This window comes from Variovorax sp. DAIF25 (assembly GCF_050711835.1).
In the GTDB taxonomy this organism is placed as follows: Bacteria; Pseudomonadota; Gammaproteobacteria; order Burkholderiales; family Burkholderiaceae_C; genus Variovorax.
In genome coordinates, this window is sequence record NZ_CP136636.1 from 7,236,187 (window position 1) to 7,255,888 (window position 19,702).

The 19,702-nt window shown below is 65.8% G+C and carries 18 protein-coding genes; 5 read left to right on the top strand and 13 right to left on the bottom strand.

Annotated features, from left to right (window positions below; all coding sequences use genetic code 11):
- The first annotated feature begins 6 nt into the window (after positions 1-6).
- Entirely contained in the window at positions 7-567 is a 561-nt protein-coding gene (locus R0232_RS33495; protein WP_431510796.1) for a YaeQ family protein, read from the top strand.
- A 10-nt stretch (positions 568-577) separates the two neighbouring features.
- Here R0232_RS33495 and R0232_RS33500 read toward each other — a convergent pair whose 3' ends face one another.
- A complete protein-coding gene (locus R0232_RS33500; protein WP_413762007.1) occupies positions 578-880 on the bottom strand; it encodes a DUF2007 domain-containing protein in 303 nt (100 codons plus the stop codon).
- A 12-nt stretch (positions 881-892) separates the two neighbouring features.
- On the bottom strand, positions 893-1,366 hold the full coding sequence (locus R0232_RS33505; RefSeq protein ID WP_093351442.1) for a DUF3717 domain-containing protein: 474 nt from the start codon (positions 1,364-1,366) through the stop codon (positions 893-895).
- A 495-nt stretch (positions 1,367-1,861) separates the two neighbouring features.
- Between R0232_RS33505 and R0232_RS33510 the strand changes: the two genes are divergently transcribed.
- From R0232_RS33510 to R0232_RS33520, 3 genes are all read left to right on the top strand, one after another.
- Positions 1,862-2,608: a TerC family protein gene (locus R0232_RS33510; RefSeq protein WP_057593682.1), complete on the top strand. Its 747-nt coding sequence runs from the start codon at positions 1,862-1,864 to the stop codon at positions 2,606-2,608.
- Between the two features lie 78 nt (positions 2,609-2,686).
- On the top strand, positions 2,687-3,151 hold the full coding sequence (locus tag R0232_RS33515) for a hypothetical protein (protein ID WP_208513039.1): 465 nt from the start codon (positions 2,687-2,689) through the stop codon (positions 3,149-3,151).
- 169 nt (positions 3,152-3,320) lie between these two features.
- On the top strand, positions 3,321-3,674 hold the full coding sequence (locus tag R0232_RS33520) for a phage holin family protein (RefSeq protein ID WP_093351452.1): 354 nt from the start codon (positions 3,321-3,323) through the stop codon (positions 3,672-3,674).
- A 15-nt stretch (positions 3,675-3,689) separates the two neighbouring features.
- On the opposite strand, the gene R0232_RS33525 is transcribed toward R0232_RS33520, so the two are convergent.
- Positions 3,690-5,276 carry a M48 family metalloprotease gene (locus R0232_RS33525; RefSeq protein WP_431510797.1) on the bottom strand — a complete coding sequence of 529 codons (1,587 nt, stop codon included), beginning with the start codon at positions 5,274-5,276 and terminating at the stop codon, positions 3,690-3,692.
- A 53-nt stretch (positions 5,277-5,329) separates the two neighbouring features.
- Here R0232_RS33525 and moaC point away from each other — a divergent pair, with 53 nt between their 5' ends.
- Positions 5,330-5,824 carry a cyclic pyranopterin monophosphate synthase MoaC gene (gene moaC / locus R0232_RS33530; protein WP_431510798.1) on the top strand — a complete coding sequence of 165 codons (495 nt, stop codon included), beginning with the start codon at positions 5,330-5,332 and terminating at the stop codon, positions 5,822-5,824.
- Here the strand turns inward: moaC and R0232_RS33535 are convergent.
- The 10 genes from R0232_RS33535 to R0232_RS33580 all read right to left on the bottom strand — a co-directional run bounded on the left by R0232_RS33535 (position 5,821) and on the right by R0232_RS33580 (position 19,694).
- Positions 5,821-7,386, bottom strand: a complete 1,566-nt coding sequence (locus R0232_RS33535) for a PglL family O-oligosaccharyltransferase (RefSeq protein WP_431510799.1) — start codon at positions 7,384-7,386, stop codon at positions 5,821-5,823. The genes moaC and R0232_RS33535 overlap by 4 nt on opposite strands.
- A 60-nt stretch (positions 7,387-7,446) precedes the next feature.
- Entirely contained in the window at positions 7,447-7,872 is a 426-nt protein-coding gene (locus R0232_RS33540) for a type IV pilin protein (RefSeq protein ID WP_208513043.1), read from the bottom strand.
- A 95-nt stretch (positions 7,873-7,967) separates the two neighbouring features.
- A complete protein-coding gene (locus R0232_RS33545; protein WP_431510800.1) occupies positions 7,968-12,998 on the bottom strand; it encodes a pilus assembly protein in 5,031 nt (1,676 codons plus the stop codon).
- 18 nt (positions 12,999-13,016) lie between these two features.
- Positions 13,017-13,589, bottom strand: coding sequence for a pilus assembly PilX family protein (locus tag R0232_RS33550; RefSeq protein ID WP_431510801.1), 573 nt, complete (start codon positions 13,587-13,589; stop codon positions 13,017-13,019).
- Positions 13,586-14,359 (bottom strand): PilW family protein, encoded by a 774-nt coding sequence (locus R0232_RS33555; RefSeq protein ID WP_431510802.1) that lies wholly within the window; start codon positions 14,357-14,359, stop codon positions 13,586-13,588. The genes R0232_RS33550 and R0232_RS33555 overlap by 4 nt, the downstream gene beginning before the upstream one ends.
- 88 nt (positions 14,360-14,447) lie before the next feature.
- The gene (pilV, locus tag R0232_RS33560; protein ID WP_431510803.1) at positions 14,448-14,981 is read right to left on the bottom strand and encodes a type IV pilus modification protein PilV; all 534 of its coding nucleotides are present in this window, start codon (positions 14,979-14,981) and stop codon (positions 14,448-14,450) included.
- Between the two features lie 31 nt (positions 14,982-15,012).
- On the bottom strand, positions 15,013-15,441 hold the full coding sequence (locus tag R0232_RS33565; protein ID WP_431510804.1) for a pilus assembly FimT family protein: 429 nt from the start codon (positions 15,439-15,441) through the stop codon (positions 15,013-15,015).
- 483 nt (positions 15,442-15,924) lie between these two features.
- Positions 15,925-16,380: a pilin gene (locus R0232_RS33570; RefSeq protein ID WP_431510805.1), complete on the bottom strand. Its 456-nt coding sequence runs from the start codon at positions 16,378-16,380 to the stop codon at positions 15,925-15,927.
- Between the two features lie 222 nt (positions 16,381-16,602).
- A complete protein-coding gene (locus R0232_RS33575; RefSeq protein WP_093351479.1) occupies positions 16,603-17,406 on the bottom strand; it encodes a 3',5'-cyclic-nucleotide phosphodiesterase in 804 nt (267 codons plus the stop codon).
- Between the two features lie 26 nt (positions 17,407-17,432).
- Positions 17,433-19,694 (bottom strand): CHASE2 domain-containing protein, encoded by a 2,262-nt coding sequence (locus R0232_RS33580; RefSeq protein WP_431510806.1) that lies wholly within the window; start codon positions 19,692-19,694, stop codon positions 17,433-17,435.
- Positions 19,695-19,702: the final 8 nt, after the last annotated feature.

Here is a 19,702-nt window from a genome sequence, read left to right on the forward strand (position 1 = left end):
GCACCCATGGCGCTCAAATCCACCATCTTCAAGGCCAACCTCGCGGTGGCCGACATCGACCACGGCTACTACGCCGACCACGCGCTCACGCTGGCGCGCCATCCGAGCGAGACCGACGAGCGGATGATGATCCGCCTGGTCGCGCTGGCGCTCAACGCACACCAGCTGCAGGACATCTGCAAGGGCGACGGCACGCTGGCCTTCGGCGCCGGCCTGTCGAACGTGGACGAACCCGATGTCTGGCTGCGCGACTTCACGGGTCAGACCCGGCTGTGGATCGAGGTCGGCCAGCCCGAGGACAAGCCGGTCATCAAGGCCTGCGGCAAGGCCGACCAGGTGATCGTCTACTGCTTCAACCACGCGGCCGAGATCTGGTGGCGCGGCATCGAGAACAAGCTCTCGCGGCCGCAGAACCTGCGCGTCTACCGCGTGCCCACCGCCGCCTCGCAGGCGCTCGCGGCGCTGGCACAGCGCTCGATGCAGCTGCAGGCGACGATCCAGGAGAACACGCTGACGCTCGGCGATGGCGCGAACAGCGTCGACATCGAGCTGCTGCGCTGGAAATAACGCAGGGGCTTCAGGGCGGCATCATCTCGCCGCACTGCCAGCACTGCTCGAAGCCGCCCTCGATCCGCTCGCCGCAGACGCACTGCCAGCTGCGCTGCGGCCGATGCTGCAGCGCATGCAGCAGCCGCTGGGCGAGCTCGAACTGGCTTTCGTCGTCGATCCAGATCTCGGGCAGGCACTGGTCGGGCGGCAGCTGGCCGGCCGCCGCGCCCAGGTATTCGCGCTGCACCGTCGCGGCCACGCCGTCCTCGCGCAGCGCGTGCACCCACAGCGTCGCGATGGCGAGGTTGGGCGCTTGCGCGAGGCGACGCATGGGGCCGGCCGCTCAGTTCGCGTCTTCGGGCCCGGTGGGCACGGCGGGATCGTCCGGCTCGTCGGGCCACTTCGGCGGCTCGGCCTCGCGCGCGCGCTCGGCATAGCGGTTGAAGCGCCAGGCCGAATCCTCCATGGTGATGCGGCGCCAGGTGACGCGCTTCTCGGCCGGCGTCATCGCGGGCCAGTGCTGCACCTCGTCGAAGCTGCGCCCGCAGCCCTTGCACTGGTCGTCGCCCTGGCTGGTGGAGCAGATCGCGATGCAGGGGGTGTCGGGCGTGCTCTGGTACCAGTCCAGCCAGGCGGCCCAGGCCTTGGCCGGGAAGCCGACCTCGTCGACCTCGTCCTCGTGGTGGTAGACCATGAGCGCATAGACCTCGGCCAGCGCGCGCAGCTCGGGCGCGAGCGTGACGCCATCGGGCGAGGGGCTCTTCTCGCGCCAGTGATTGATGGCGGCCTCGATGTCGGTGATGTGGATGGCGGCCATGAACGCAGAAAGATCGGCAGGGCGGGCGATCATAGTCCGCCAATGTCCCGAGACCGCCGAAGGTTATCTTTGCTACCAAACCTGTAGCAATAGACCTTGCTGCGATGCAGGTTTTGAGCGCCTTCCTTTTGAAGGCTTGAAACTTTCGGTTGCCAGCGCGCGAGCGCCGATGCTCTAATCGCGCCCACGAAGGGGAGTAGCTCCCGGCCGTCGCACCCACGACGGACATCGCCAGGTCGTCAATACGAAGCACAACACTTCCGGCCTGTCGGGCATTGCGCATGTCGGCGAACGGCCGTGCGCATGCCGAGCCAGACCTTCGATTTGAACCTGTGCAGGTTTGGTCGAAGCGTCGTTGGATCCCCCGGTGTCACCCGGTTTCATTTCCTCGCTTCGATCAGCCCGCCCGGGATGAATCGAAACGCATCGCATGTGCCATGCCCGCGGCCACCACGCAACGGTGGGGCGGGACGGTCACAAGACACAGAGGAAACTATGGAACAGTTCATGACCCCGGAATTCTGGGTCGCCGTCGGTCAGATCATCATGATCGACATCCTTCTTGGCGGCGACAACGCCGTCGTGATCGCGCTGGCCTGCCGCAAGCTGCCGCCGGCCCAGCGCACGCAGGGCATCCTGTGGGGCACCGCCGGCGCCATCCTGCTGCGCGTGATCCTGATCTTCTTCGCGCTGACCCTGCTGGCCATTCCGTTCCTGAAGCTCGTGGGCGCGATCCTGCTGCTGTGGATCGGCGTCAAGCTGCTGGCGCCCGAGCATGACGACGCGCACGGCAACATCGCCGGCAGCGACAGGCTCTGGGGTGCCGTCAAGACCGTGATCATTGCCGACCTCGTGATGAGCGTCGACAACGTGATCGCCATCGCGGGTGCCGCCCAAGGCGCCGGCGAAGGCCACCAGATGCCGCTCGTGATCTTCGGCCTGCTCGTGAGCATCCCGATCATCGTCTGGGGCAGCCAGCTCGTGATCAAGCTGATGGACCGCTTCCCGATGATCATCACGCTCGGCGGCATGCTGCTGGGCTGGATCGCCGGCACCATGGCCGTGTCCGACCCCGCCGTGGTCAACCCCGCCGCCTGGACCTGGGTGCCGAAGCTGCCGCAGACCGATGTCGTGAAGTACGCCTCCGGCATCATCGGCGCACTGCTCGTGCTGGCCATCGGCAAGTGGGTGGCTGCACGCCAGGCTCGCGCCAAGGCATCGACGCCGGCCACCGCGAGCTGAGCCCGCTGCCCGTCCCACGAAAGTCCCCTATCCATTTCGACCCGTCTCTGCCACTCTAACTACCTGAAGGAGCACCCTATGGAAAAGATCATTCTTTACGTCGACGACGCCGTCTACGCCTGCGAACAGTTCGCCGAACTGGCGCCGGACGCCGACACCGTCGTGGCGCGTCACTGGGTGCTCGTGGCCTGCGCGCCGCGCATGACGCATCGCATCAGCAAGTGGGTGAGCCACAGCGCACGCGAGAACTGGCGTGCGAAGTGGTTCAGCAAGCTGCAGGCGCAGCTGCTGCCGCTGCTGGAGCGCAATGGGGGGCAGGTCACGGCCGTGCTGGCCAAGGGTCCGCTGACCGAACTCACGCAGCAGCTCAAGCGCGAGCACATGGCCGTCCACGTGGTCGACGCCCGCCGTCCCAAGGTCGGCGTGGACCTCGAGCCGGTCACGCCCGAGCAGAAGCCGGCCGGCCAGCAAGGCTGGGCCTTTCCCGGTGCCGTGATGGGCATGGGCGCGCTGCTGGTGTTGGCGAACGAACTGGCCGAGTAAGAGGACCGCGGCGTCAGCGCCGCGCCTTCCCGCTCAGACGACGGCTCCTTCGGGAGCCGTTTTTTTTGTGCCATGCCGATGGGCATCGCAGTGCCGACGCCCCGTCCCACGCGGGTTCGCGGGCATGTCCGTCTCGCCGCCGCCCCGGCGCTGCGGTATCCTGGGCCGCATGCGCATCCTCCTCAAATGGCTGCTCAGCGCGGTGGCGCTGCTCGCGGTGGCCTACCTCTACAGCGGCGTCCAGGTCAGCAGTTTCGGCTCGGCGCTGATCGCGGCCGTGGTCATCGGCCTGCTCAACATGATCGTGCGCCCGGTGCTGGTGGTGCTCACGCTGCCGGTCACCATCGTCACGCTCGGGCTGTTCCTGTTCGTGATCAATGCGCTGATGTTCTGGGCCGCGTCCGGCCTGCTGGCGGGCTTCCACGTCAACGGCTTCCTCGCCGCGCTGGTGGGTTCGCTGCTCTACTCGGTGCTCAGCCTGCTGATCGAGAGCGCGCTCGGCGGGCTGCTGACGCGCCGCTGATCCGCCACCCCTGGCTCAACGCAGCGCCGGCTCCTCGGCCTGCCGCTTCACCAGCACCTCGATCTCGCGCGCGCGGGTGTCGATGATCGACGCCTCGAAGTGGTCGATCGGCACCGCGCCCGGTCGGCCGCTCTGGCTCTGGCGGATCAGTTCCTGCGCCGCCTTGAAACGGTCGCGCGCGGCCGGGTAGTCGAGGATCGCCACGTTCGACTCGGCGTCCGCGCGCACCGCATGCAGCGTGTCGTTCTGCGCGCCGTAGAGATTGGCCAGCGTGCGCCAGGCCGTGGCATCGCGCGGATTCGCCGCCACCCAGTCGCGCAGCACCGGGATCATCGGCGCGGGTTGGCGGCTCGCCACCGCGACATCGGCCGCCAGCAGCATCTCGGGCCGCGACTTGGCCTTGCCGTCGAGCAGCGAGGCCGCCTTGGCCACGCCAGCGCCGCCGGCCGCCAGTTCGATCTCGGCCTGCAGCCAGCGCGCCTGACGCGCGGCCGGAACGTCTTCCGCCGTGCGCTCGACCAGCCGCTGCGCCAGCGCGCGCGCCGCCTTGTAATCGCGCAACTCCTTGGCCGACAGCGCCGCCGCGTAGAGCGTGCCCGCCTGCTGGGCCGGCGTGCTCTTGGCGAACTCGCCGGCCGAGGCCGCGTCGACCCATTGCCGCAGCACGTCGACGCCGGGGCGCGTCAGCACGCGCGCGCGCGAGGAGACCATCGCATGGTCCATCAGCAGCACCGGCGGCGGCACCGTGTCCATGCGGAACTGGAAGCGGCCCTGCATGTCGGAGATGCGCTCGGTCGTCAGCGGATGGCTGCGCAGATAGGGGAAGGAGCCGTTGTCGTTGAGCCGCGAGGCGTACTGCAGCTTCTCGAACATCGTGGCCGCGCCCTGCGGCGCGAAGCCGGCCTGCGTCATCACGCCGAAGCCCACGCGGTCGGCCTCGCGCTCCATGTCGCGCGAGAAATTCAGCTGGTTCTGCATGAACGCCGCCTGGCTGCCCAGGACCATCGCCTGGCCCGCGTCGCCGCCGCTGCGGCTCTTGCCCGCAGCGATCATGCCGAGGATCAGGCCCGCGAGCATCAGCGGGAACTGCTTGTTCTGCTTGTCCATCATGCGGGCGATGTGCCGCTGCGTGACGTGCGACAGCTCGTGCCCGAGCACCGTGGCGAGTTCGTCGCGGCTGCCCACCGCCGCCACCAGCCCGAGGTTGAGCCCGAGGTAGCCGCCCGGCAACGCGAAGGCGTTGATGTTGCGATCGCGCCCCAGCATCACCACCCAGGCATAGCGCTCGTCGAGTTCGGGCGTGAGTTCGCCGCGCACCCGCGCCGCCGCCAGCAGGCGCTGCCAGATCTCCTGCACGTAGTCGGCGATCACCGGGTCGTCGATGTAGTCGGTGTCGCGGTAGAGCTCGCGCGCGATCTGGTCGCCCAGGTGGCGCTCGGCGGTCGCCGTCATCTCGCCGCCGTCGCCGAGCCCCGGCAGCAATTGCGCGCGCGCCAGCGGCGGCATCAGCACCTGGGACGCTATTAAAACGCTAGCGCAAACCGTCCGCAGGGTGGGGACGAAGGGTCGTTTCTTGCGAGGGGGTGGGGTCCAGCGTGGCATGGCTTGTCCAGAACTCGGGCTCGTATGATGCACCTCCCTCTTGAACGTTCACCATGAGCTCACTCACCCATTTCGACGCCCAGGGCCAGGCCCACATGGTCGACGTCGCCGCCAAGCCCGCCACCCATCGCGTGGCCGTGGCCACCGGCCGCATCGAGATGCGGCCCGAGACCCTGGCGCTGATCGCCTCGGGTAGCGCGAAGAAGGGCGACGTGCTCGGCATCGCGCGCATCGCCGGCATCCAGGCCGCCAAGAAGACCAGCGACCTGATCCCGCTGTGCCATCCGCTGGCCATCACCCGGTTGGCGGTCGACCTCGCGCTGTCGGATGCCGGCGACGCGACGTCGCATGTGCAATGCACCGCCACGGTCGAGACCGTTGGGCCGACCGGCGTCGAGATGGAGGCGCTGACCGCCGTGCAGATCGCGCTCCTGACCGTGTACGACATGTGCAAGGCGGTGGACCGGGGGATGACCGTCACCGGGGTGCATGTGGTGGAGAAGCATGGCGGGAAGTCGGGGAGCTGGACTGCCGCGCCAGCGGCCTAGGGAGCCGGCACCGCCTCGACGGGGTTCTGCTGGAGCCAGCGCGCGTAGTCGCGCGGGAAGGCCGCCCTGAAGCGCTCGGCGATCAGGCGCGCTTCGTCCTCGCGGCCCGAGAGCTCGGCGCTCTCGATCAGCTTGACGATCACGCGCGGCTCCGGCGAGAAATGCAGCGTCCGCTCGGCGAGCGCATGCATCCGCGCCGCGTTCTCGTGCGTGACCGGCGTCAGCGTCAATTCGGCGAAATCGACCTGGCGCGCGAACAGCCAGGAATCCCGGACCTTGGCGAGCGTGTCGTCCTGCCAGGGCGGCAGGCGTTCGTCGCGCGGCAGGTAGATCTGGCTGATGCGGGTGTAGTCCCAGGCGGCGTAGACGACGAACGAGAGCAGGGCGAGGCTCGCCAAGGCCGAGAGCTTTCGGCCGTCGGGGAGCCATGCCTTTGTCTTCTTCGATGGCGGCGACGCTCGATCGCCGCTGGCGCGCGCGGGCCACAGCATGCCCAGGCACAGGCCGAAGACCAGCTGGAAGGGGCCGTACCACAGCGGGTACTCGAGCAGGCTGTGCACGAGGATGACGGCCAGCAGGCCCCAGGCCATGAGCCGGTTCGGGTCGCGCTCGCGCCAGGGGCGGGCGGAGATCACCAGCCAGAGGAAGCCGCCGCAGATCAACACGGCGGCGGGGATGCCGAGTTCGACTGCGAGATGCAGGGGGAGGTTGTGGGCGTTGTCGAGGAGCACCGGGAAACGCGGGCCCGGGTAGACGGCCATGAAGTGTGCGTAGCTCAGCTCGCCCCAGCCCCAACCCGTGAACGGGCGCTCGGCGATCAGGGAGAGAACGTTGTGCCAGAGGGTGAGACGGCTTTCGTTGCCGAGGGCGGTGGGTTGGAGGCGTTGGACCAGGGCGCCGGCTGAGGCGGTAGCCTTGCCGCTGCTGCCGATGGCTGCGAGGCGAGGGAGCAGCCAGTTCAGGGCGAAATAGAGAGGGAGCATTGCCAGTAGCGCCGAGGCTGGGGGCAGGTGATTGATTGGCGACGCTCGACGACGCTCCTGCCATGCCATCCAGGCCACCGCGCCGGCAATCAGCGCGAGTTGGAGCAAGCCCGTGCGGGAGCCCGAAGCGGCGTTCGCGGCGATCAGCAGCACCATCGCCGCCGCCAGGCCGATCCGCATGCGCCGCGAGTCACTGGTCGCATACACCCACAGAGACGCAACCATCGCCAGGCCGATGAGCGTGGCGAACTGGTTGCGCTGGCGCAGCGTGCCCCAGGCACGGCCTGGCCCAGGAGAGGTGATCCAGGGGAAGATGAATTCGGCGAGGTCGTAGTACTGGAGCAGGCCGAGGACAGCGTTGAGGGCGCCCGCAACGAGCAGGCCCCAGACTGTTGCGCGCGCGATGGCGTTGCGTCCGCCGCTCGACGCGACCAGCATGAAAAGCGCGGCGCACATCCCGGCGCAGAGCAGTTGCCAGAGGTTGGCGGACGGGCCTGCGACCAGCGGACAGAGAAGCGACAGCGCGACGAGGTTCGCGCAGAGGGTGGAGCGGTCGATGAAGGCAGCGCTGGATGTCATTCCCGCGCCGATTGTTACCCCTAATCCGCTCCGAAGCGTCGAGTTACCCTTGGAGCGGGCTCAGCGCCAACACAGCGCCGCGGTGCCCGGCGTGCCGGCCGCGATGTCCTTGACGCCCTTGTCGTCCAAGGTGAAATCGCCGCACTTGCCATCAGCTTGCTGCACACCACTGCGTTGCGCTTTCAACGTAAAACTACTGCCGTCCGCTGCGGTATTCGTGCTCAATGCGTAGTAGCCATGTTCCGATGCGCTTCCATTTCCATAGGGGAGTTTGAGCTTAGACACGTCATCGGTGTATCGACCGTTCTGCGCCCGGAATCGCTCCTGCCGCGCCGCAGCGTCGTTGAGCAGGTTTTGGCCTTCAACGCGACGGGAACGCATCACGTACTCCGTATACGACGGATAGGCAATCGCCGCCAGGATGGCGACGATCGCCACGGTGATCATCAACTCGATCAGCGTGAACCCCTTTTCAGCATTGCGCACTGCGTTCTCCTTGCATCTTGCTTCCGGGCTCGCGACGCGCAAGGGCAGCGGCCTTGAGCCGGCCCCCGTCCTCGCGCGTCGCGGGGCCTAATCCATCAATTCGGCGGCTGCCTGCGCCAGCTCTGGCGGCCGAACTGCAGGCCGTGGTTGACCTGCTTCCCGCCGCCGCCCGGATCGAAGGTGTACCCCCCGCGTATGGTCTGCTTGCCAGCCCCGGTTTCGATGCCGTTGGGCTGGCGACCGCCCACGTAGTCGGAGTTGTTGAAAACCCCGTCGCCGTTCATGTCGAACACGATGTACTTGGTGCTGCCCCCACCGTTCGGATCGACAGCATAGAGCGTGCCCCCCATGCCGGCCGCGCACGGGTCGTCATTGGTCCGCACCGACGACAGGAACAGTCCATTGCCATACAGCGTCATGTCGTAGACGACCTTCTCCCCGTTGCGCGGCAGATCCAGTACCCAGCCCCACTTCAGGACGTCCTGGTCTCTCGTGCCGCTGGCATTGGTCGCATACCACTGCACGGTGTTGTTGCTCAGCCCGAAGCTACCGGAATCGGCGACCAGTTCTGTGAACGTCTGACTCTGCAGGTTACTTCGACCCTTGTCCGCCGTCGGCAAGGCCGAGGGCGGGGCCACGCCGCTGTAACGATCCCAGATGCCGTACACGGTCTGCTTCTGCGTGCTGCTCTTGTCGCTGGCCGTGAGCAGGCGACCGGTACCGAAGATCACGAGATCGCCCTTGCCCGTGGGGTGCCGCACCACATACGGTGCCGCCGTGATTGCCTGGCGTTTGTCGCTCGCATCCTTGGCCGTGAAGAACTTCGCCACTGTCCATGCCGAGATGTCGCCGCTCCTCATGTCGAAGCGCCAGACATTGCCTGCCAGATCGCCAGCGTAGCCCACGTCCACCTTGCCGTCGCGATTGCTGTCCACCGCAGAGACACGCGACAGGCCGTTGCCCAGAGGCAGCGAGGCCGTCAACTCATCGGCCGTCATGCCGCCATCCATGTCGAAGCGACGCAGTATGGTGCCGTTAGATATATCCAGCACGAACAGGCTGGCACCGCCGCCGCCCGCGGTGCTGTTGCCTGCCTGATAGCCGCCAGGCACGAGCGCGACCCACTTTCCCTTGCCGGTCGCGGGATCGTTGAGGCGCGCAATGGTCGGCTGCGGCAGCGAATAGCCCATGTTCTGCCGCTCGGTATCGTTGTTGGATCCGTTGAACTCCCACAGCAACTGAGGTGACGTGGGATTGGTGACGTCCAGCGCGAAGACTCCTCTGCCGCCCGCACCCAGGCTGCCGATCAACACTTTGTGCCACGCTCCGCCGAAGAACACGTCAGAAGCCACGGGCGTACCGTCGACGTAGTAGCGATGAGGCGTGCCGTCCTTCTTGCCGTAATCGGGCGCGGTGAGCGTATTCAGAGTGTCGCGCACGGCCGTGGGAACGAAGGCGAACTCCTCCTCCCCGGTCGCGGCGCGGAAGGCATGGAACATGCCGTCATTGGCGCCCACGTAGATCATTTCGGGCTGGCTGGCCTGGCCGGTGGTGAAAGCCGTGTAATCACTGCCAGTGCCTTCGAGCACATCAGCGGCCGCGGCCCGGTAGAGCGCGCCCTTCACGCGCAGCGGCGAGGAATTCACGATATCGCCCAGCAGATTGAAGGTCGTGGTGCTATTGGGCAAGTACTTGCGAACGCGCAGCGTGTTGTTCTCGCCGCGGAAGAAGGCAATGCGCTGCGCGGCCTTGCCGTCGGATTGCCCGGTGCTGCTGGCAGGATCCTTGTTGAGCGCGGTGATCCATGCCGCGTCGGCCGTCTGGGCGCTGATGTCGGTGAAGGTGAAGGGCCGCAGCGTCGGCGTGGTGGTACCGGAGGCGGCATACAGAATCTTGCGTGCCGCCAAGGAGGTGGACGAGCGCGTGGACAGCTTCTCCGCCGCGCTCCACTGCCGCTCGTAGTTCAAGGCGCCGGAAGCGTTCTCGGTGAGCCGTTCGCGGATCACGTCGCCGACCCAGCCATCGGCCTCGAAGCGCGTGCGATAGAGGTCGGCACCCGCGGCGATCGTGCCATTGGGAGCATCCACGGACACGGCCGTCACCGAATTGGTGTTCTGCACGATGTCGTTGAAGGCCTTGGTCATCTGCGCCTTCAGGGTCGTCGCGTTGGTGACCAGGAAGTAGTTGTCCGGATCGCCCGTGACCGATTCGGGAGCGCGCCCCGGCATCCCGTACTTGGCGGCGTACCACAACGGGCCCTTGAGGAAGCTGCCCGAAGTCGTGCTGTCACTCGGCGTGAAGGTACGGCTGGCCGTGAGCGGCAGATTGGCGCATGCAGCATCGGAAGAATTGTTGGCGCAATAGCCGGGGGCTTTGCCGGGAGGCGTGTTGAGCGCGTAGTAGACCGAGTTCGTGTCTTTGTCGCGTACCTCCAGGTACATGCCGTCCGCAGTAGTGCCCGAAATCACGTAGCCCATGTGCTGGCCGATGCTGCCCGCCGCGTACTCCGACACCATGTCGACCTTCACGGTGCCGTCCGCCTGCTTGGAAACGGTGTAGCGCGAGATCGCATCCATGTCATGGTCGGCGCCCTGCTCCACGTCCTCGTAGTTGATGCGGAACTCCGCATAGGGCCGCCCGCCGTTGACGGTCGCGTCCTGGTCCGCCGCGCCAGTGTTGGCAATGCGGTCCACGTAATAGTCCACGATCTGGTCGGTCGGAGCGAAGGTCGCGGGATTGATGCTGGAGCCGGTCACCGACTTGGCGAACGGAGAGATCGTCACGTACTTGTCGCCGCCCACCGGAAAGCGGATTTCAGGCAGCGGTGAGGCGATCGCCACCGAATAGGTCATCAGGCGGTTCTTTTCCGTCGCCACGCCAAAGACGGAGTTCGTGGCTGCGTAGCGCGCCACCCCCGCGGAGTAGTAGCTACCCTCCTTGCTGGGCTCCTGCGGCGACAGGCCGCGCGCCCAGGAAAGGTCGGCGATGGTCTTCACCGAAGGCGCGCCGTTCGCGTTGGACGCATTCGACTGTCCGATGAAGAAGTTCTTGCCGTTGATGCCTTCAGCAGTGCCGATGGCCTGCACCTCGTTCGCGACATTGAAGTTGGTCAGCGCGTTCGCATTGACGTCGACGGTCGAGAAGCGGCTGCCCGGGATCTTGGTGTCGTAGGAAGGGTTGATGTCGCTGACGACCGTCATCACGGGCTTGGCGCAACGCTGGTAGCCGCCGCCATTGGGTTTGGCCGCGTAGGGCGAGATCCAGGCGGGCTTCGACAGGTTCAACGGACTCGCGCTGTCCTTGGCACCGCTGCCGTAGTCGTAAACGGCGTGCGCGCCGGACGCCCCACCGAAGTAGCGCAGCGTCTCGAACATCATCTCGCCCACCGGATTGCCCCACATTGCGCAGATCGAAGGATCCGTCTTGGCGCTGATGGGGCCGTCGGTGATCCACCCGCAATTGTCGTAGGTGCTGCCATTGAAGCCGATCAGGCGCAGGCGGTCGATGTTGGTCACGACGCCTGCGACCTCGGTCTTGTACTGGCCCGTCTGCGGATTCACCTCGTCGGCGAAGCTGCTCACATTGCGCCGCAGAATGCCGCCCGCGATGTTCTTCTGGTACGAGCCCGTGAGCAGGCCGAAGTACATCTTGTTGTTCTCGCCGAAGTCGTGCAGCAGGCCGGTGGGCTTGAAGATAGCGGTTCCGCCACTGTTCGGGTAGGACTTGCAACTGGCCTCGCGCAGGGCCGCATTGGTGCTGGAACAGGCTTCCACCCGAACCTTGTAGGTCGTGATGGCGCTGGCGGGCCATGTGGCCTTCAGGGCCAGGCCCCAGTTGTCGTCCCCTGAGCCTTCCACGTGCCGAAACTTGACGGCCTTCCAGCCCGCCGAGCTGAAGTTGTACTGCTGGGAATGGTTCTGCAGCATGTCCTGGCCACGATTGCTGCCATGACCGCCATACCAGCTCGCGCTGTTGGTCAGGGTGTTGTCCGGGGCGGTCGCACCGTCTCCGAAAGTCACGTCCACCGCGTCGTCGCCATCGACGCCGAAGGTGTATGCCCCTGCCGCGGGAATGTAAATCTCCCCCGTGATCAGGGTCTGATAGTTCTCGTGCGTGCAACTGTTGGTTCCGGCGAAGGGATTGTTGTTGCCGCCCGTGATGTTGATCGCGGCAATGGAACCCGTCCCGCACTTCCGGCTGTCAGGCGTATTGCTGCTGTTGAATGCGGTGTTCATCTGGTTCACGTCCCCCGGCATCGACGCCCCGGATGTCCTTCTCCATGTCGTGATGGTCAGATTGCGGAACGAGGTGCTGGGCACCATGTCGAATGACGAACCGGCGCTCGCGGCGCACGCCACCCCGCCGGAACAAAGGTCCTGCCCCGCCGTGCCTTCCTTGGAGACCCAGTCCCAGATCTGAAACTTCGAATCGTTGAGGACCCGCAGTCGCGGGATCGCGTTGTCGTCGCTCTCCCCCAGGGTCGTCACTGCGAAGAGATGACGGGTCCCGCGCGCCGGCTGGGTCAGCGGCGCGTAGTCGCTGATGTTGTAGACCGTACCGTCGCGTGCGGGATCGTAGGATTTGCCCCATGAATGCGCGTCCCGCGGTACGTAGGCTCCCTGCAGAACGGTGCTGGTGGCGGTGTCGACCACACGCGTGCCGCCATAGAGCACCCGGCGGATGGCGTCCATGCGTGATGTGGCCAGATAGTTGAGGAAGTCACCGCTCCAGGTGGTTCCGTTGCAGATCTTGCTCTTGACGCCGGTGGCGGCCGCGGATGGCGTGAACTTGTCGGTGCTGTACTGATAGCAGACGTTGTTGTTGAAATACCCGTAGTAGTCGATCTGGTTGGGCTTGTAGCCCACGTCGATCACGCCGTCGCCGTTGAGGTCGGACGCATCGTTGTAGGCTTCGTAGTAGAGCTTGTGGTCACGCCCCATCACGAGCATGTTGAGCGGCGGGTTGCTCTCGCTCACGAACAGCGGCGTCTGCGCCAGGCCCGTGTCGCCGGCATCCTGCGCGGTGGCGAGGTGCTGGCCGAACAGCATGGCAGCGCCCGCGGTCAACAGGCCAACGGTGTGGAAAACGCGAAAGGGCGAGCGATTGGTACGGGTGGAACGAGCCATCACAGCCCTCCTCGACGTTTATTTGATGAACAGGTTGACCGTGGAGCGCAGGCAATAAGCATCCGGCCCACAGGCCTGCACGGAGGTACTGGCAGTGGCCTGGGCATTGAGTTCGTAGAACTCGGTGCAGCCGGTGGTCGCGGACTCGAGCGCCGACGTCGCGCTTGATCCCTCGGGGCAAACCGTGGAGACATAGCGCGGATACCAGAAGCCGTAAGGATTCGCGAACCCGTCGGCCGCCTTCTTGACAGTGAACGAGGTGTTCAGGCCCAGCGTGTCGGTGCGCGCCTCCTCGACATAGCAAGGCTTGGCAACATCGACGGGATTCGTCGTGCCACTGACGCACCTGGACAGTGATATTCCGTACTTCTGGATGATGCGCTCGCCTTCGCGCAGCGCGCCGTCCGCCGTTTCCTGCAGACGCTGGCTTTCGAGCATGTTGCCGGCGATGCGCGACTCCAGCGTGATGGTGCGCATGCCGACCACGGCAAGGACCAGCACCAGCAGCACCATGATCATGGCGACGAACAGCGCGGCCCCGCGCTGGCGCTTCCGTGGCGAAGTGAGCAGGAAGTGACGTGGTGCGCTCATGGCATCAGGTTTCTCAACGTGAGGGAGCCGCTGGCAAGCTGATAGAGCTGGCCCTTGCTGGTGTCGCAGTTGGCGGCGGTACCGCCCACGCTTTCCCAGCTGGCGCAGGCGGAAGAGTCCATGCCCCCCGTCAGCTTCTCGGCGGTGCTCGCCAGCAGGATCGCGTAGCGCAGCGAGCGGATGACGTCATCGCTCGCCAGCAAGCCGGTCTTGTATTCCTCGACACGTCGCTCGGCGAACGAATCGCTGCCCTTGCCGACACCGAACTCGAAATGCACTCCGCGCACGCCGTCTGCCACTTCCTGCTTGTCCGTGGACTGGCTGCCAGCCTGGCAAACGAGCTTGCCGCCATCGAGAAAGAATTTTTCGGCGAACATCCCCGCGCCCAGGGCCGGCGCGGGCGGCGCTTCATAGGCCTTGAGACCGGCTATGCCGGCGGCCGAACCCGCGCAGTCCTTCTCGTTGTTGTCGCGCGGCTGATAGCGGATGCACAAGGTACTTGCATCGACTGCATACATGGCTTGCCCCACCGCGAACTGGCAGCCATTGGCCAGCGCGGCCGCATCGGCCGGAAATGCTTCGTCCATCGGCTGCGTCGGGTCGCGCCGATATCCCGCCTTGGTGAATTCACTGTCCAGCGTTCCGAGCGCGTAGCGGCTGTTGCCGAGGTTCTCGCTCTGACCGGTGCGGAAACCGAAGTTGCGCAAGCCTTCGACGTAGATCGTGGTGGCGATCAGCACGATGATGAGGCCCACGGCCATCGCCACCATGACCTCCACCAGCGAAAGCCCACGCTCAGCCCCTCGAGGGCGATGGATGGCGCGGCCACGCGCCTGCGTACATGTGCGTGCCATGGCCTCAGAGCCTCGACCGCAACGTGTAAGAGCAAAACTCATTGTCGGTTCCATCCAGACATTGACCCTTCTTGGCCGGCCAGGCCACAGTGACCGAGATCACGCCGGTGCCCGAGGTCAAGCCGACAACGAAATTGCTTGTGATGAGGGCATTCGGCAACTCGGGCATGAGTTGCTTGGCGCGCGCACCCCAGCAGCCCAACCGCTTGGCGGGTTCCGCCGCCAGCGGCTTGCAGTCCGCCGCCGTGACGGCCGCCAGTTCGGTCCCGCCCGCTTTCAGGTAACCGCCGAGATCTGCCTTCGGCGTTCCGGTGACGTCCAGCACCGTGAGCGTGTCGCCGCGCATCGTCTCCATCAATTCGGAAGCGATCATGGCCGCCATCTGTCGTCGTTCGGTGTCGGCGGTAAAACCGATGGCGCGCACATGCATGCCGGCCGCGCCGAGCAGCCCGATGCTGACCAGAAGGACGGCAACGAGAACCTCGATGAGGCTCAGGCCGGCCTGGCGAGACCGCGATGGGGAAGGGGGGGCGCGCATGAACAGGTCCGTGAAGAAAGTGTCGACAAGCTCAGGGGCAGCTCTGCCCGGCCGCCACGTTTTGCAATCGAACCAGGCCCGTACCGATCACGCTGAGGCACTGCACGCGCGAGGCGCCAGTGGCGGAGATCGATACCTTGTACGGGGCGCTGCCCGAGGCGGGCTTAGCCTGACCCTCGACCGAGAACACCACACCATTGGTAGAAGCCGCAGTAATGCTGACGGCATCCGACACCGAAGCCTCGCGCAGTACCTTTGTGCTGTCCTTGGCTTGCCATTGCTGGCCGGTGCTCAACGAGACGGTGACTGGCGTGCGTTTGTAAACAGCCTCGGCGCGGGCGAACTGGAGCAGGGTTTGAAGTTCTTGGGCAGCGGATTTCACTCGCTGATTGGCAATCGCGCCGTTGAATGAAGGCATTGCGAGCGCGGCCAAGATAGCGACCAAGGCAACAACAACCATGGCTTCGACCAGAGTGAAGCCTTTCAGTTTTTTTGGCGGACACGCACATGCGCTAGTCGAGCTGCTAAGAAACCATTGGTCCACGATACTTGGCGCAAATGATGAATGTTTCTGATGGTAACGTTTGTAGCCTCTAGGTTGTGCATCAAGGTTGCCGTTCAAACCCTGTATGCAACCGTTTGTCCAAAATACCAAGTTCGCTGACTCTCTAAATCGAATCGAGCAACGGCAGGCGAGGAAGACGTAGACCTGAGAAGAGTTGTGCGAAACCTCTGTGTAAGTCTTCAATAGATTTTCTGGGACAGGCACAGCGGCTGACGATGACGCTCAACCTAGCACTGATACCCAGGCTCGCGTAACCACCTCAAATCAGCCACACCCCCGAGAAAAATCCGTTGATTTTTTCCACGCGGTTCGAAATCTACGTCTAGTAGCTTCAAAACGAAAAAGCCGCCAAAAGGCGGCTTTAGGAGCGCAATAATGTTAGACGCCGGGGCATTCTTTCGGTGCCAACTTGTTGACAACGGTCGTCGCGCAAGTCCAGGCACCAGGATTAGTAGCCGCGTCATCTGCAGCACGAGTCCAAGTGATTGTCTTGGTGTTTACCAGCGAGCCCCCGATCATGGTGCAGCTGATACTTGCAACACCCTTATTCGCCACAACAAAAGCCGGCGTGATGGCCGAACAACGGGAGGTTGCGCTTTGCAGACCAATATCCGCAGCGTTGGACACGGCCGAGCCTTCGGTAATTTTTGTTTCCATATTGACCTTGCCGGGGGTGATTTCTGCAAGGGAGGCCGCAACCTGCGACTTCGCGGTGTAGTCTTGATAAGCGGGCAAGGCAACAGCCGCCAAAATACCAATGATCGCCACAACGATCATCAATTCGATAAGAGTAAAGCCTGCCTGCGCGCGGCGGGCGATCGTACGACGGTTCATTTCACTAACTCCAGGTTGGTTGGGTTGGTTGTCACTCCCGGGAGTCCTCCCCCCGGAGCGAAGAACCTTCCGCAGCATCCGTGCCACCCGTTTTGACGCTCCGTCAGCGACCTAACGCGTCACCCCTGACCACATTGGCGTTACTGCATGTGACAGAAGATGTATCAAGATGCGACACATGGTGACAAATTTGTCATGCCATCCGTGCCGCCGCGGCGGGGCTCAGAAGGTCAGGATGCCGTCCGCCTTGAGCCAGCGGATGTCCCGCTGCGCCAACCCCGGCACCTGCCGGCCGGCCAGCGATTCGATCTGGCTCATGATCTCCTCGGTTTCGGCCGGCTTGGTGTGGGTGATGTAGATCGGGTAGTCCTTGCCGGGCTCGATGTGGGCCAGCTCGTCGGCCAGCATGGTGGGCGACAGGTGCAGGCTGCGTTCGGCCAGGGCCTGCTCGCGGTTGCTGAACGCCGTCTCGATGACGAGCATCGCGACCTCCAGCGCGTTGACGCGGTCCCAGAACGGCGCGTTGCGCTCGGTGTCGCCGCTGAAGACCCAGTGGGCACCGCCGTCGGCACGGCTCACGGCGAAGCCGCAGGCGGGCACGGTGTGCACGGCCGGCAGCACCTCGATGCGCTTGGGCGTGGCGCTGCCGAGCAGCAGGGTCTGGCCGACGGCGATGTCGTGGAAGGTGACGAAGGGCGCCTCGGGACTCGGGATGCTCTCGAAATCGGGCCAGATGATGTTGTTGAACACATGGGCGCGCAGCGCCTCGATGGTGGCGCGCAGCGCATGCACGCGCAGCGGTCGGGTGCGGCGGCCACCGACGGCGTCGAGCATCAGGGGCAGGGCGGCGATGTGGTCGAGATGGCAGTGCGTGAGCACCATGTCGTCGACGCCGGCCATTTCTTCGAGGGTGAGATCGCCGACGCCGGTACCGGCATCGACGAGCAGGTCGGTATCGACCAGGAAGGAGGTGGTGCGGCAGTCTTTGGCGATGGCGCCCGAGCAACCCAGCACACGAACCTGCATTGTGAGAGACCCCTTGTCTGTGTCTGTCATTTGGTTTCGAACCGGGTCGCACCGTCCCACGACGGGTCGTGGGGACGCAACGCCATCGAGGCTAATCTCTGCGCGTAGAGCTGGTAAAGGACTTTTTTGGCATCGGCCACGAGGAGGGGGTCCAGCAAGTTTCGGCCCAAGGCCCAGTCCTGGCGCCGGTAGGCGGCCAGCACCTCGGCCCAGCGTTCGAGCCGATGGGCTTCGCGCACGGCGACGACGTCGGCTTCGTCCAGGGCGACGGCCAGCGGCGTGAACACGGCGACGGCCTGGGCCCGGCCCTTGACGAACACGCTGTCGAGCTCCTGCCAGACATAGGCCGGCGCGAACTCGCGCGTGCCGCCGCTGGCGACGATCTCGACGCCGTAGTGGCCGCTGAGGCCCTCGAGGCGCGAGGCCAGGTTGACCGCGTCGCCGACCACGGTGTAGCTGCGCCGCGCGGCCGATCCCATGTCGCCCACGCTCATGACGCCGCTGTTGAGGCCGATGCCGATGCTGATCTCGGGCCGGCCGATGGAGCGGTGGATGCGGTTGAGGTCCTGCACGGCCTCGGCCATGTCGAGCGCCGCGCTGACGGCGAGGCTGGCGTGGTCGGGCGTCTCGAGCGGCGCGCCCCAGAAGGCCATGACGCAATCGCCCATGTACTTGTCGACGGTGCCGCGGTGCGCGGTGATGACGTCGGTGAGGCGGCTGAACACGGTGTTGAGGAAGGCCTGCAGCTCGGCCGGCGACATCTGTTCCGAGAAGCGCGTGAAGTCGCGCATGTCGCAGAACATGACGGTCATGGTCTTGCTCTCGGCGCGCATGCTGTAGTGACCGGGGCGCTCCAGCATCTCGTCGACGAGCTGCGGCGGCACGTAGGTGCCGAAGAGCTGCACGAGACCGCGGCGCGCGCGCGATTCGACCAGGTAGCCCCAGCTCATGTTGAGCAGGAAGGCGAGCGCGACCATGGCCAGCGTCGAGGCCAGCGGCAGCACCAGGCCGTGGGCGACGTAGAGCCAGGTGTTGAGCCCGACCAGCAGCGCGGCCACGGCCAGCATGAAGGCCACGGCGCGCAGCGCGGGCAGCAGCGACAGGCCGATGGCCAGCGCGATGCCGGCGATGAACACGGTCAGCACCTCGTAGCCGGGCGCGTAGTCGGGCACGGCGAGCAGGCGGTCGTCGAGCAGCGCCGAGACGATGTTGGCATGCACCTCGACGCCGGCGAAGGAAGGTGCCGCGGGCGTGGCGCGCAGATCCTGCAGGCCGGGCGCGGTGGCGCCGACGAGCACGATCTTGTCCTTCAGCTCCTCGGGCGCGAGCCGACCCTCGAGCACGTCGGCGGCCGCCACGTAGCGGAACGAGCCGCCGCGGCTTCCGCCCGGGCCGCGGAACGGCACCTGCACGCTGGCGTTGCGATCGACCGGTACGCGCAGCTCGCCGATGCGCAGCGACTCGAGTTGCGCGACCGGACTGTCGGGCACCAGTGCGGGCACCACCGGCGGCGAACCGTTGGCGAGCCGGTAGACGGCCAGCGCGAGCGACTCGTAGTAGCCGGGCCGGGCCTGGTCGCCGTCGTAGCGCGCGATCAGCGGCACGCTGCGGATCACGCCGTCATCGCTCTCGCCGACCAGGGTGTTGAGGAAGCCCCCGCTGGGCGCGGCCTGCGCGAGCACCGGCAGGCTGGCGCCGAAGCCGTTCCAGTGCGTGGTGTAGCCCTCCTTCGCGGGCAGCGCGTCGGCGGGCCACAGCGGCGTGGCGGGCAAGGCGCCGCGGGCGCGCGGCGTCTCGGCCTGCGTGAAGTAGTAGCCGAGCGCCACGGGCCGACCGGCGAGCGTGCGCGCCAGCACGGCATCGTTGTCGAGCGAGGGCGCGAGTTTCTCGACCTCGCCGGCGAGCCCCGGGATGCCGCGCAGCGGGCCGTCCGCCAGCTCGCGCAGGCGGTCGATGCCCGAGCTGCGGTCGGGCTCGACGAACATGACGTCGAAGCCCACGACCTTGGCCTGCTGGTGCGACAGCAGCTCGGTCGCGAGCCGCGCCACCTTGTCGCGCGGCCACGGCCATTGCCCCTGGCGCGCGAGGCTCGCGTCGTCGACGTCGACGATCACGATGCGCGGATCGAAGGTGCCCGGCATGGTGGCGCGCAGGCGCACGTCGTAGATCAGGTGGTCGAGGCGCTCGAGCATGCCGGCATGCCAGAGCCCGGTGGCATGCGCCAGCGCCAGCAGCACGGGCAGCAAGGTGACGGCGATGCGCGCCCAGTGGCGCCGCAATGCACTCATGATCGACC